This window comes from Pseudomonas sp. Au-Pse12, from assembly GCF_021341665.1.
Classification (GTDB): domain Bacteria; phylum Pseudomonadota; class Gammaproteobacteria; order Pseudomonadales; family Pseudomonadaceae; genus Aquipseudomonas.
Map to the genome: position 1 here is coordinate 133,655 of NZ_JAJTTH010000014.1, position 13,306 is coordinate 146,960.

Here is a 13,306-nt window from a genome sequence, read left to right on the forward strand (position 1 = left end):
AATAACGAGGTGAAAGGCCATGTATAAAATTCTGATAGCCGACGATCACCCACTGTTTCGCGAAGCCATTCACAACGTCATCAGCGACGGATTTCCCGGCAGCGAGGTGATGGAAACCGCCGACCTGGACAGCGCCCTGGCCCTGACCCAGGAGCACGACGAGCTGGACCTGATCCTGCTGGACCTGAACATGCCCGGCATGCACGGCCTCAACGGCCTGATCACCCTGCGCAACGAAGCGCCGACCATTCCGGTGGTGATCGTCTCCGCCGAACAGGACAAGCAGATCGTGCTCCAGGCCATCACCTACGGCGCCGTCGGCTTCATCACCAAATCCTCGCCGCGTTCGCAGATGACCGAGGCCATCGAACAGATCCTCAACGGCAACGTGTACCTGCCGCCGGACATCATCCGCACCCAGAAAAGCCAGCCGGGGCGCCGCAGCAGCGAAACCCCGAGCTTCCCCCCGGAACTGCTCCAGGCCCTGACCCGCAAACAGCTTTTGGTGCTGGAACGCATGACCAAGGGCGAATCCAACAAGCAGATCGCCTACACCCTGGACATCGCCGAAACCACAGTGAAGGCCCACGTCTCGGCGATCCTGCGCAAGCTCAACGTGCACAACCGGGTGCAAGCGATCCTCAGTGCCGGGGATATCGATTTCGGCGCCTACCTGCGCCGCTAACCCTGTAGCCGCTGCCGAGCCTTCGGCGAGGCTGCGACAAGGGCCGGAGGCCCTTCCAGCGATTCTGAAGACCGGCGCATTCATCGCGACCAACGCCGTGGCGGTGAATCGGGTCACGCGGGGTGTTCTGATAGACCGCGCTGACAGGGTTGGCGTCTCCTGCGGAGCCGGGCGCAGCCTGCGGCAGCGGCTACATGAAGCCTTCCGCGCCCTGCAGGTCCTGTAGCCGCTGCCGAGCCTTCGGCGAGGCTGCGACAAGGGCCGGAGGCCCTTCCAGCGATCTGAAGACCCGCGCATTCATCGCGACCAACGCCGTGGCGGTGAATCGGGTCACGCGGGGTGTTCTGGTGGACCGCGCTGACAGGATTGGCGTCTCCTGCGCAGCCTGCGGCAGCGGCTACATGGGGGGCGTCAGGAGGTGGCTGATGGCGGTCTTGAGTTTCATCGGCCGCACCGGTTTGTGCATCAGGGTGTGGCCCAGTTCGCGCAGTTGCTGCTTGAGGTCGTTGCTGTAGTTGGCGGTGATCATCATCGCCGGGATCGCCAGGGCGCGACGGGCGTTGATCCGCGCCACGGCGTCGATGCCGTTCTGCTGGTGGTCCAGGTGGTAGTCGGCAATCAGCAGATCGGCGTCGGCGCGGTAGTCATCCACCTGGCGCGCCAGGTCTTCTTCGGACAAGGCGGTGATCACCTGGCAGCCCCAACCTTCAAGCAGGGTGCGCATGCCGGCGCAGATCGCCGCGTCGTTATCCAGCACCCAGATCCGCGCGCCTTGCAAACGCTCCAGCAGGGCATCCCCCAGTTCCAGGCGCGGCGCCGGCAAGGGCGCGCTGGCGCTGATCGGCACCTGCACGCTGAACACCGAACCACGCCCCGGCCAAGAGCGCACGCCGATGCGGTGGCCGAGGATCCCGGCAATTTTTTCGACGATGGCCAGGCCCAGGCCCAGGCCGCGATCCTGGTCCGGGCGCTGTTCTTCGCCGCGCTTGAATTCCTGGAAGATTTCTTCCAGGCGTTCGGCGGCGATGCCCATGCCACTGTCCCAGACTTCGATCGACAGCCAGTGCCCCTGGCGCCGGCAACCGAGCACCACACGGCCCTGGCGGGTGTAGCGGATGGCGTTGCTCAGCAGGTTGCGCAGAATCCGCGCCAGCAGCTGGATGTCGCTGCGCACCAGCGCCGAGCAGGCCACGAAGTGCAGTTCCAGGCCCTCGCTGCGGGCCACCTGGGCGTACTCGGCGGCGAGGTTTTCCAGCAGCTCGCTGAGGGCGAAAGGCGCGATATCGGCCTTGATCACCCCGGCATCAAGCTTGGAAATGTCCACCAGGGTGCCCAGCAGGTTTTCCACGTCTTCCAGGGAGTTGCTGACATTGCGCACCAGGGCGCTGCTGGCCTGGGGGTCGCGGCGCTCCAGCAAGGCGCTGGTGAACAGCCGCGCGGCGTTCAAGGGTTGCAGCAGGTCATGGCTGACCGCGGCGAGGAATTTGGTCTTCGACAGGTTGGCCCGTTCGGCCTCGCCCTTGGCTTCGCGCAGGCGCGATTCGACCCGGCTGCGCTCTTCGATCTCGCGCAGCAGTTGCTGGTTGAGGGTGGTGAGTTCGGCGGTGCGTTCGCGTACCCGCAGCTCCAGGTTCTGGTAGGCCTGATGCAGCGCCTCGGCGGTGCGCCGGCGCTCGGTGATGTCGCGGATCAGCACGAAGATCCCCACCACCTCGCCATTGGCCAGGCGGTTGGGCACGTAGGAACGCAGCATGTAGCGCTCCTGGTTGTTGATGTTGGTTTCGGCGAACTCAAAGGTCACGCTCTCCCCCGCCAGCGCCCGTTCCACATAGCTTTCCAGGCGCTGGTAGTGCTGTTCGCTGTGCACCTCTCGCAGGCTCTGGCCGAGCATCACGCCGCGCGGCCAGCAGTACCATTCCTCATAGACCTTGTTGGTGAACTCGTACACCAGGTCGGCATTCAGGTAGGCGATCAACGCCGGCACATGGTCGGTGATCAGGCGGATCCAGCGTTCGCTTTCGCTCAGGGCCTCGGCGTGCTGGTAGCGCTCGGTGATGTCGGTGAAGGTGTTGACGAAGCCGCCGGTGGGCAGCGGATGGGTGCGGATTTCCAGGACCCGGCCGTCGCTCAGGCGCTGTTCACATTCATGGATCGGCCGGCCATTGGCGTCGCGGCTGTCGGGGCTCAGCAGGCGCAGTTCACTGTCGCCGATGACTTCGGCAAACAGCCGGTGAGCGGCCACCGGGGCCAGCCCGCTGAGCTCCAGGAAGCGCCGGTTCCACAACTCCAGCACGCCCTCGGCGCTGACCATGGCCACGCCTTGGGACAGGTTGTCCACCGCCCGTTGCAGCAAGTGGGATTTCTGCGCCACCGCCTGCTCCCGGCGCAGGGTTTCGCTGTGCTTGACCTCGGTGATGTCGGTGAACAGGATCACCCGCCCGCCTTCCCGGGTCGGCCGTTCACTGACCTGCAGCCAGCGGCCGTTGTGCAGGTGATACAGCAGTTGTTCGTCGGCGCCGCCACGCGGTTCCTCGCTGAACAGCCCGGTGCTGGTCATCAGCCGGCGCACTTCCGACAGGCGCATGCCGGCCATGATCCGCACCCGGCTGTGGCTCCAGAAGGCGCGGAAGCGGCTGTTGAACAGGACGATGCGCTGCTCCTGGTCGAACAGCACGAAGGCATCGGAAATGCTTTCGATGGCGTCGATCAGGTGCTGGTGCGCGGTCTCGGCCCGCAGCCGCGCCTCGCTGAGCAGATGGTTGCCGGCCTTGAGCTCGGCCATGGCCTGGTTCAGCGCGTCGGTGCGTTCGCGCACCTGCTCGGCCAGCACCACCGAATGCTGGAACGCCGCGTAAGGGTCGTTGCCGCGGGTGATGCCCGATTCGACCCGTTCGATCAGCGCCTCGTTGATCCGCCGCAGCTTGCGGTTCTCGCGCTGCAGGCAGTCGAGCTGCGCTTGCAGCTCAGCGGCGGGCCGGAGTTCGACTGCGGGCAATGGCGACCCCGGTGAAGGTCTGGTTGATGTGCATGCCATTGAACTGTTCTCCGTAGGTGTTGAAACCCATCACCCGTTGATCCCGCAAAAAGGCCCCGATCTCATCCAGGCTGCCGCGATCCTCCAGCTCCAGGCGGCGCAAAAAGCAGTCGCAACCGATGGTCAGCAACAGGCCGCCCAGGCGCTGCTGCAAGCCGTCGAACAGCTGTTGCAGGTTGGGCAGCAAGGGGCCGGGGGTCATGGCGGTGAGGACGATGCCGTTCTCCACCGCGCAGTAGAAACTCAGGCTCAGGTCCGGGTGCACCTGCTGCACAGCGCGCACGTAGTAGTGCTGGTTGATCCGCACCGCCAGCGGGTGGGCGGCGAACACCCGGTGGTCGAGCTGCGCCAGGGGCACGCCGATCAGCCGCGCGTACTCCTCGGCGGCGGGCTCGGCGTTCAGTTCATAAACCCGGCGCAAGGTACTGTCAGCGCCGGTGACCACCAGTTTTTCTTCCCGGGGTTGGATGTGGTGGGTGGTGAACACCTCGAAATCCAGCCAGGTGTTGACCAGCACCACCACCGCCGCGCCGCTGTGGAACTCGCCACCGAAATACACGTGGGTGTGGGTCAGGTAGTTGTCATCGCCGGCCGAACCGCCGAAGTGCGGAATGTCCCCCAGGGCCGCGCTGAGGGCAGCCAGGACCATTTCCTCGCGGCTCGACAGGCCGTCCAGCAGGGTCAGAGCGAAGCTGTTGCCCTTGATCGGCGCCAGGGTGTTGCTGCGGCAGCGGCCCACCAGGCGTTCGACCATCTGCTGGGCGTCGATCAGGCTGAAGTGCTCCATCTGGTCGATCAACTCGGCGGCGATGGAAAAGTGCCGGTGGTCGAAGCCGATGGCGGTCACGCAATTGCGCCCGTAGCCCAAGGGAGTGATTTCCCCGGCGCTGGTGCAGCCCACCAGGGGGATGCCGCCGAAGCTCTGCTGCAGGGCCGGGCCCAGGGTGTGCAGGGGGTATTCGGCGGAGCAGAAAAACAGCACGAAGCCCAGGTGCGGATGCAGCAACTGGCTGGCCAGGTCCTGGGCCACCTGCTGCGGATCGACGGCCTGGGACATGGCACTGACCACGCCCTCGCTCTGGGCTTGCTGCATCGTTGCCTCCGGCGCGGGTTGTCTGAGGGATGAGTGTACGAAGCCGGCCCCGGGGCACGAATGCTACTTGGGTAGCGGGTAGCCGGTTCCATGGGCGTAGGCGCTGGCCACAGGGTTTGTACAACCGGCAACCAGACCGGCGGCTTGCAGCTGCTTCTCTGTGGCGAGGGAGCTTGCTCCCGCTCGGGCGGCCGGCGTCCCGGCGCGCAGCGGCCGCGAAGCCTGAATCCGCGATCTGCCTGACAGACCGCGAACCCAGGCCTTGGGAAGGCTGCGCCTTCCAACGCGAGCAAGCTCGCTCGCCACAGTTTTTTTTGTGCAACCTCGTCATTGGTGGCGCCCCAGAGGCCGCAAGAACAGACGCAACCCCCTTGCAGCTAACCACTTGCCGCTTGCAACTGCTTTTACCAGGTCAGCACGGCACCCACGGCAAAGGTGTCGGTGTTTTCGTTCTGGGCGTTGGTGTGGTGGCCGTCGATCTCGAACTGGTTGTACTCGGCCACCAGCTTGAGGTTGTCGTTGATGTCGTGGAACAGCGCCACACCCCGGGTCTGGTAGTCGGCGCCGCTGCCGACCACGCCATTGCCGTCGTCCTTGGTCTTGCCGTAGGACAGCGCCAGGCGGTTCTTGCCGAGCTTGTACGAGCCCTGCAGCAGGTAGCCCTTGCTGTCGACATTGCGCAGCGTGGCTTCGCCGGCGTTGTTGGTGAAGAAGGGGTTGATGCCCTTGGCCTGGAACCCGGAACCGGTCAGGGACAGGCCGCCCATCTTGGCTTGCAGGCCATAGCCCAGGCCCTTGGACGTCACCGACTGCACGTTGGGGTCGGTGTTGTCGGAGGTCTGGTAGCTGCCGTTGAGCCAGCTGTAGAACTTGGCCCCGCCCAGGTCGAACTGATAGGTGATCTCACTCTCGGTGCGCGGGTTCTTCTGGTAGGCCTTGCCCAGGGCGCTGCTGTCGTTGGTGTCCACCGGGTCGAGGATGCCCACCGCCACTCGCAGGCCATCCATCATCGGGCTGCGGTAAGTGATCTGCGAAGACGGAAAGGGATAGGGATAACCGCTGCCGATGTTGCCGAACGACACCCCGCCGCCGTCCACCAGCCCCAGGCTGTCGCTGACCTGGCCGTACCCGGCAAGCATTTCATCGAGCAGGATGTTGGAGCGGGCAAACAGGCCGAAGTCCTTGCCGATCAGCACCTCGCCCCACTCCGGGTTGGCCACGGTGCCGTAGAACTGGCGCACGTCGATGGCGGTGTCGGTGCCGTTGGTTTCGCTGTCGTTGATGGTCACCCAGAACGAGGCCCGGGCGCCGAGCTTGAGGTCGTCCACCTGCTTGCCCATGTTGAAGCCCAGGTAGTTGGGCAGAAAGCCCATCTTCACCCGCGCCTGCTGGCGGTCGTACTGGTCGCCGGCGCGGTCGACCTTGCTGTTGACGTAGAAGGCGTTGATGTAGCCGTCGGTGGAAAAGGTCGTCTGGTCCTTGTCGTACAGCATGATCTCGGCTTCGGCGACAGTGCCCAGGCCAAGGGTCGACAGGCCGACGAGCAGGGCCGGAATCAGGGGGTACTGGCAGTTCTTATTGTTATGCATGGCGCGCTCCGCAAACGGGGGACGAAATGTCGGAGGCGATTATCGAAAGGGCCCCAGCGCACTGACAGGCTGCCTTGGAGGCAGATTGCCAGTGCTTTGGAGGGTCTGGCAGGGAGCGGCAAATCCGATCCACGACCGGCCCGCTACCGGGCCCACTACCTGGAGTAACACCAAGGGCTCATGGACCCGGGTGCGAAGGGATGAAGTCCTTGGTCGTCGGCCGTTCAGTCGTCGCCCGTCTTATCGTCGCCCGCGAGCGCGCGCAACCGCGCCAGCTCGGCGGCGGCCAGGGGAATGCCTTGCTGCAGGGATTTGGCCCGGGTGCGGTAGCGCCGGTCCCCGGGCATGCGCTCCAGGCCCACGGCCTGCATCTGCCGCACCAGCTCGCCGCTGCGCAGGGCAAAATGCCCGCCGCCCAGGTGGTTGGGATCGATGACGATCAGCAGTTGCCCGGTCCAGGGTGTTTGCGCCCCGGGGTGTTGCGACCAGTCGAATTCGAAGGAGAAGTTGCCGCCAGTCAGCGCCGCCGCCAGCAGCTCCACCATCATCGACAGCGCCGAGCCCTTGTGCCCGCCAAAGGGCAGCAAGGCGCCGCCGTCGAGAATCGCTGCCGGATCGCAGGTGGGCTGGCCGTCGCGGTCCACTCCCATGCCCGGCGGCAGCTGCTGGCCCTGGCGCTTGGCGATCTGCACATCGCCGTGGGCAATGGCGCTGGTGGCGAGGTCAAAGACAATCGGCTCGGCGCCCTCGCGGGGGGCGGCGAAGGCAATCGGGTTGGTGCCGAACAGCGGGCGCTGGGCGCCGTGGGGCACCACGCAGGTCATGCTGTTGACCAGGCTCAGGGCCACCAGGCCTTCTTCGGCGAAGGGCTCGACATCCGGCCACAAGGCCGCGAAGTGATGGGAATTGCGAATCGCCAGCACCGCGATCCCGGCACTACGGGCCTTGCTCAAAAGCAACTCGCGGGCCGCAGCCAGGGCCGGCTGGGCAAAGCCGCCTGCGGCATCCACCGCCACCACGCCAGGGGCCACATCCTCCACTTGCGGCACGGCCTGCCCATTGACCCAGCCACTGGCCAGGGACGACAGGTAACCGGGCATGCGGAACACCCCGTGGCTGTGGGAGCCGTCGCGCTCGGCCCGGGCGCAGTTGTCGGCCAGCACCCGGGCCACCTCGGCAGAGGTGCCGTGGCGAAGAAAAATTCGTTGCAGCAAGTCGGTCAAGGCCGGCAGGTCGAGGTGCTCGACATCGGCCTGCGCCAGGGTCGCGTGGGACATGGTGGCTCCATTGGAATTGTTATTGGAAGGGGCCTGACTATCGCGTCACGCCAGTTAACTGTCAAATGTTGACTTAATGACAGAAAACATTCATTTTCCGTTTCCAGCGGTCAATAAAAACAAGGAGCGGCCATGAGCCAGCCCATCAAACAACGCCTTGAAAGCAGCTTGTCCAGCGCCACCGCGTCGGGCCGGGCGATTGCCAGCTACATGCTGGCCAACCTCTACGAGCTGCCCTTCCAGACCGCCGCCGACATCGCCGAAAAACTCGGCGTCAGCGAGTCCAGCGTCGGCCGGTTCTGCCGCGCCATCGGCTACAGCCATTTCAAGGACTTGAAAAACGACCTGAAGAACGACCTCGGCGAAGGCCCGTGGCTGGTGGGCGACCGCCTGCAGGAATTTCGCCAGCAGCCCAACCCGACGGCCCAGGGCCTGCCCCGCAGCTTCGAGCTGGAAGTGGCGGCGCTGGTCAAGGTCTACGAATACAGCCTGACCCCGGCCTGGCAGACCGTGGTGCAGCGCCTGGCCAGCCGGCGCCGGGTGTATGTGGCGGGGTTCCAGACCGAGCGCGGCATCGCCGCCTCCATGGTCCACCTGCTGCAATACCTGCGCGACGGCGTGCACCTGGTGGACGGCTCCGCCGGGCATTTCGCCGACGTGCTGCTGAGCCCCGCCGAAGACTGCGCCCTGGTGGTGTTCGAGGCCCGGCGCTATTCGCGCCACGCCCTGACCCTGTGCCACAAGGCCCGCGAGGCGGGGATTCCGGTGACCCTGGTGACCGACACCTTCTGCGACTGGGCCGAGCAGAACGCCGACGAGGTGTTCCGCGTGCCCACCGAATTCAACCTGTTTTGGGAATCCACCGCGGCCATGCTGTCGCTGGTGCACCTCTTGATCAACGAGGTGTGCAAGCACCTGGGACCCGAGGTGGAAAAACGCCTGGAAGCCACCGCCGCCCTGCATAACGAATTTGTTGGCTACACATCGTCCACCCGCGCAAAACAATAAATAACCGAGGTGCTCCATGAACAACGTCGTCCGCTTCGCCAGTGCCTGCGCCCTGGTCTTCGCCGCCTCCGCGGCCCAGGCCGAAACCCTGAAGATCGCCACCGAAGGCGCCTACCCGCCCTTCAACTACGTGGACTCCAACAACCAGCTGCACGGCTTCGACGTGGACATCGCCAATGCCCTGTGCAAGCAGATGAAGGTCGAGTGCCAGATCGTCGCCCAGGACTGGGAAGGCATCATCCCGGCACTGCTGGCGAAGAAATACGACGCCGTGGTGGCCTCGATGATCGCCACCGACGAGCGCAAGAAAAAGATCGCCTTCAGCAACCACTACTACCGCACCCCGCTGTCGGTGGCGGTGGCCAAGGACTCGGACATCAGCGACGCCCAGACCAACTTCAAGGACCGCACCGTGGGCGCCCAGGCCTCCTCGACCCAGGCCATCTACGCCGAGGATCACTACGGCCCGGCCGGCGCCGACGTGAAGTTCTACCCAACCCTGGACGAAGCCAACAGCGATCTGGCCGCCGGACGCGTGGACGGGGTGATCGCCGACAAGTTCCCGCTGCTGGCCTGGGCCGAAAGCGCCGGCAAGGACTGCTGCAAGATCATCGGTGATGTCAACGGCACCACCGCCGACGCCTCGATCGCCGTGCGCAAAGAAGACAACGCCCTGCGCGAGCGCCTGAACAAGGCCCTGGACGAGATCGTCGCCGACGGCACCTACAAGCAGATCTCCAGCCGCTACTTCGCCTTCGACATCTACTGACCGCCCGCCTTTGCCGCTGCCTAAGCCCCGCGTTCCCTTGAACGCGGCGGCGCCCTGCACGGTTCATTCTTCCAGAGGGTTCGCGCATGTTCGAACAGCTGTCACTCCTGTCCTTCGCCAGCGGCGGCTGGGGCTCGGCCCTGCTCGCCGGGGCCCTGGTGACCATCGCCCTGGCGCTGGCCTGCGTGCCCATCGGCCTGCCCCTGGGCTTGCTGGTGGCCCTGGCCGCACGCTCGAAAAACCGCTGGGCGCGGGCCTGGGCCACGACCTTTTCCACGGTGTTTCGCGGCCTGCCGGAGCTGTTGACGCTGTTGATCATCTACTACGGCTGCCAGATCGCCGCGCAGAAAATCCTCGGCGCCCTGGGCTACCCCGGTGAAGTGGCGATCAACACCTTCGTCGCCGCGATGATCGCCTTCAGCCTGGTGTTCGCCGCCTTCTCCAGCGAGATCTGGTTGGCCGCGTTCAAGACCCTGCCCAAGGGCCAGTACGAAGCCGCCAGCGCCCTGAGCCTGTCGCGGCGCACCACCTTCACCCGGGTGCTGCTGCCGCAACTGACGCGCATCGCCCTGCCCGGCCTTTCCAACAACTGGCTGTCGCTGCTCAAGGACACCTCGCTGGTGTCGACCATTTCCCTGGTGGACCTGATGCGCCAGACCAACCTCGCGGTCAGCGTGACCAAGGAACCCATGCTGTTCTACAGCGTGGCCTGCTTTGGCTACCTGTTCTTCTCGGCGCTGTCGGGGCACCTGTTCAGCTTTCTTGAACGGCGCTTCAACCGTGCGCAACGGAGCCTGCAGCCATGAACCTGGATGACCTGCTGAACCTGTTCCTCAACCAGGAGCTGCTGGAGCGCTACGGCCCGCGCTTTATCGACGGCCTGCTGGTGACCGCCAAGCTGGTGGCGATTTCCTTCAGCCTGGGCGCCGTGCTCGGCCTGCTGATCGCCCTCGGGCGGCTGTCCAGCAATCGTTTTCTGCGGCGCTTCACCGGGGCCTACGTGTACTTCTTCCGCGGCTCGCCGCTGCTGGCCCAGCTGTTCATGCTGTATTACGGCCTGGGCTCGTTCAAAGGCTTCTGGCAGGACGTGGGCCTGTGGTGGTTCTTCCGCGACGCCTGGTTCTGCACCCTGCTGGCCTTCACCCTGAACACCGCCGCCTACCAGGCGGAGATCCTGCGCGGCAGCCTGCTGGCCGTAGCCCAGGGGCAGCGCGAAGCCTGCAAGGCCCTGAGCCTGTCGCGCTGGACCGCGTTTCGCAAAGTGATACTGCCGCAGTCGCTGCTGATCGCCATCGGGCCTCTGGGCAACGAGCTGATTTTGATGATCAAGGCCAGCGCCATCGCCTCCCTGGTGACCATTTACGACCTGATGGGGGTGACCAAGCTGGCCTTCTCCCGCAGCTTCGATTTCCAGATCTACCTGTGGGCCGCGGTGCTCTACCTGCTGATCGTCGAAGTGGTACGACGCAGCCTCAAATACCTGGAAGGCCGCCTGGGCCGGCACCTGAACTGAACCCTTTAGCGGGCCGCCGCGCGGCCCCTGTCATAAGGACTGAAACATGCATTGCCAAACCCTCGTTCTGGGCGCCGGGATCGTCGGCGTCAGCAGCGCCCTGCACCTGCAGGCCCGCGGCCGCCAAGTAGTGCTGCTGGACCGCCAGCCTCCGGGCAACGGCACCAGCCACGGCAACGCCGGGCTGATCGAACGCGCCAGCGTGATTCCCTACGCCTTCCCCCGGGAAGTGACCAAGCTGGTGCGCTACGGCCTCAACCAGCAATCGGACGTGCGCTACAGCCTGCGCCACCTGCCCAAGGCCGGCCCCTGGCTGCTGCAATACTGGCGTCACTCCTCGCCCAAGGGCCTGGCCGCTGCCACCCGCGCCATGCTGCCGCTGATCGAACGCTGCGTCACCGAACACCTGGCCCTGGCCCGCCCGGCCAACATGCTGGAGCTGATCGCCGACGGCGGCTGGCTCGAAGCCTTCAACGACCAGGAGGCCTTCGACTTCGCCCAGCGCGCCGCCGCCGACCTGCGGGACTACGAACTCAACTACCGGGTACTGGACCGCACCGAACTCTTGGCCCTGGAACCCGGCCTGCACCCCGACATAGTGGGCGGCTTGCACTGGCTCGACCCCAAGACCGTGAGCGACCCCGGCGGCCTGACCCGCGGCTACGCCGAACTGTTCAAGCAGCGCGGCGGCCAATTCGTCATCGGTGATGCCCTGACCCTGACCCAGATCGAAGGCGGCTGGCAGGTGCAAAGCGAACTCGGCCCGATCAGCGCCCAGGAAGTGGTGGTGGCCCTGGGCCCGCAAGCCAGCGGCATCTTCGAGCCCCTGGGCTACCGCATTCCCCTGGCGATCAAGCGCGGCTACCACATGCACTACGCCGCCGTGCCCGGCACCCGCCTGCAGCACCCGATCCTCGACCCGGTGGGTGGCTACGTCCTGGCACCGATGGTGGGCGGCATCCGCCTGACCACCGGCATCGAATTCGCCGACCCGGACGAGCCGATCAACGAAATCCAACTGCGCCGCTGCGAAGCCCTGGCCCGAAACTTCTACCCTCTGGGCGAACGCCTCGACGCCGAACCCTGGCTGGGCCGCCGCCCGTGCCTGCCGGACATGTGCCCAGTGATCGGCCCCGCCCCGCGCCACCCCGGCCTGTGGTTCAACTTCGGCCACGCCCACCACGGCCTGACCCTGGGCCCGGTGAGCGGCCAACTGCTGGCGCAGATGGTCACCGGCGAAACCCCGTTTACCGACCCCACCCCTTACCGCGCCGAGCGCTTCAACTGACCGACGGAGAACCGCCATGCAGACCCAGACCGCCCCGCTTCCCGCCGCCTCCCAAGCGCCCGCCCAGCCCGTTGCCGACCCGCGTGAAGTGGTGATCGATATTGCCGGGCTGAACAAGTTCTACGGCGCCTTCCACGTATTGCACGACATCGACCTCAAGGTGCGCCAGGGCGAACGCATCGTCCTCTGCGGGCCTTCCGGCTCCGGCAAATCAACCCTGATCCGCTGCATCAACCGCCTGGAGATTGCCGAAAAAGGCCAGATCCTGGTGGACCGCACCGACCTCTCGCAAAACACCCGCGAAGCCGCCCAGGTACGCAGCCAAGTGGGCATGGTGTTCCAGCACTTCAACCTGTTCCCGCACATGAGCGTGCTGGACAACTGCACCCTGGCACCGATGACCGTGCGCGGGTTGTCGCGGAAAAAGGCTGAAGAACTGGCGCGGGGGTTTCTGGCCAAGGTGGGGATTGAGAACCAGGCGGATAAGTACCCGAGCCAGCTTTCCGGCGGGCAGCAACAGCGCGTGGCGATTGCCCGGGCGTTGTGCATGGAGCCGAAGATCATGTTGTTTGATGAACCGACTTCGGCGCTGGACCCGGAGATGGTCAGTGAGGTGCTGGATGTGATGGTGAAGTTGGCGGGGAGTGGGATGACCATGTTGTGCGTGACCCATGAGATGGGGTTTGCACGGCAGGTGGCGGAGCGGGTGCTGTTTTTGGATGGGGGGCGCATCGTTGAAGACGCGCCGCCGGAGGAGTTTTTTGGGGCGCCCAAGAGCCCGAGGGCTAAGGCGTTTCTTGCGCAGATTGTGCATTGAGATGGGTGGGCAAATTCGTTGCTGCGGGGTGGCGGCGTACTGCAACGAGTCTGGTTGGAAGGCCACAGTGAGCAAGGGGCTCGGCGAGCTTACTGTGGAGAGGGAGCTTGCTCCCGCTCGGGCGCGTAGCGGTCGTAAAACCTGAAGTTGCGGTCTTTTTGGTGTACATATCCATTGCTGCGGTAACGGCGGCTTATGGTTCCGCTCTTACAGCGGGTCACTTGAGATGGAGC

General features: G+C 65.3%; 11 protein-coding genes. 7 read left to right on the forward strand and 4 right to left on the reverse strand.

Translation table 11 applies throughout. The features are described 5' to 3' along the window. Positions 1 to 19 precede the first annotated feature (19 nt). Positions 20 to 685 (forward strand): response regulator transcription factor, encoded by a 666-nt coding sequence (locus LXM55_RS29465; protein WP_233323638.1) that lies wholly within the window; start codon positions 20 to 22, stop codon positions 683 to 685. Positions 686 to 1,082: 397 nt separating this feature from the next. Here LXM55_RS29465 and nahK read toward each other — a convergent pair whose 3' ends face one another. From nahK to LXM55_RS29485, 4 genes are all read right to left on the reverse strand, one after another. Next, complete coding sequence (gene nahK, locus LXM55_RS29470) at positions 1,083 to 3,719, reverse strand: hybrid sensor histidine kinase/response regulator NahK/ErcS' (RefSeq protein WP_233323639.1); 2,637 nt, start codon at positions 3,717 to 3,719, stop codon at positions 1,083 to 1,085. After that, entirely contained in the window at positions 3,649 to 4,812 is a 1,164-nt protein-coding gene (gene nosP / locus LXM55_RS29475) for a nitric oxide-sensing protein NosP (protein WP_233323640.1), read from the reverse strand. Before nosP ends, nahK begins: the two co-directional genes overlap by 71 nt. A gap of 404 nt (positions 4,813 to 5,216) precedes the next feature. Beyond that, positions 5,217 to 6,401 carry a porin gene (locus LXM55_RS29480; RefSeq protein WP_233323641.1) on the reverse strand — a complete coding sequence of 395 codons (1,185 nt, stop codon included), beginning with the start codon at positions 6,399 to 6,401 and terminating at the stop codon, positions 5,217 to 5,219. Positions 6,402 to 6,625: 224 nt separating this feature from the next. Then, entirely contained in the window at positions 6,626 to 7,678 is a 1,053-nt protein-coding gene (locus LXM55_RS29485) for an Ldh family oxidoreductase (protein ID WP_233323642.1), read from the reverse strand. A gap of 132 nt (positions 7,679 to 7,810) precedes the next feature. Between LXM55_RS29485 and LXM55_RS29490 the strand changes: the two genes are divergently transcribed. From LXM55_RS29490 to LXM55_RS29515, 6 genes are all read left to right on the forward strand, one after another. Then, positions 7,811 to 8,686 (forward strand): MurR/RpiR family transcriptional regulator, encoded by an 876-nt coding sequence (locus LXM55_RS29490; protein WP_233323643.1) that lies wholly within the window; start codon positions 7,811 to 7,813, stop codon positions 8,684 to 8,686. A 16-nt stretch (positions 8,687 to 8,702) separates the two neighbouring features. Further along, positions 8,703 to 9,455 carry a transporter substrate-binding domain-containing protein gene (locus tag LXM55_RS29495; protein WP_233323644.1) on the forward strand — a complete coding sequence of 251 codons (753 nt, stop codon included), beginning with the start codon at positions 8,703 to 8,705 and terminating at the stop codon, positions 9,453 to 9,455. An 86-nt stretch (positions 9,456 to 9,541) separates the two neighbouring features. Further along, entirely contained in the window at positions 9,542 to 10,261 is a 720-nt protein-coding gene (locus tag LXM55_RS29500) for an ABC transporter permease (protein WP_025130068.1), read from the forward strand. Further along, positions 10,258 to 10,968 (forward strand): ABC transporter permease, encoded by a 711-nt coding sequence (locus tag LXM55_RS29505; protein WP_011060496.1) that lies wholly within the window; start codon positions 10,258 to 10,260, stop codon positions 10,966 to 10,968. The genes LXM55_RS29500 and LXM55_RS29505 overlap by 4 nt, the downstream gene beginning before the upstream one ends. Before the next feature lie 46 nt (positions 10,969 to 11,014). Then, positions 11,015 to 12,256, forward strand: coding sequence for an NAD(P)/FAD-dependent oxidoreductase (locus LXM55_RS29510; RefSeq protein ID WP_233323645.1), 1,242 nt, complete (start codon positions 11,015 to 11,017; stop codon positions 12,254 to 12,256). Between the two features lie 16 nt (positions 12,257 to 12,272). Beyond that, a complete protein-coding gene (locus LXM55_RS29515) occupies positions 12,273 to 13,073 on the forward strand; it encodes an amino acid ABC transporter ATP-binding protein (protein WP_267924647.1) in 801 nt (266 codons plus the stop codon). Positions 13,074 to 13,306 lie beyond the last annotated feature (233 nt).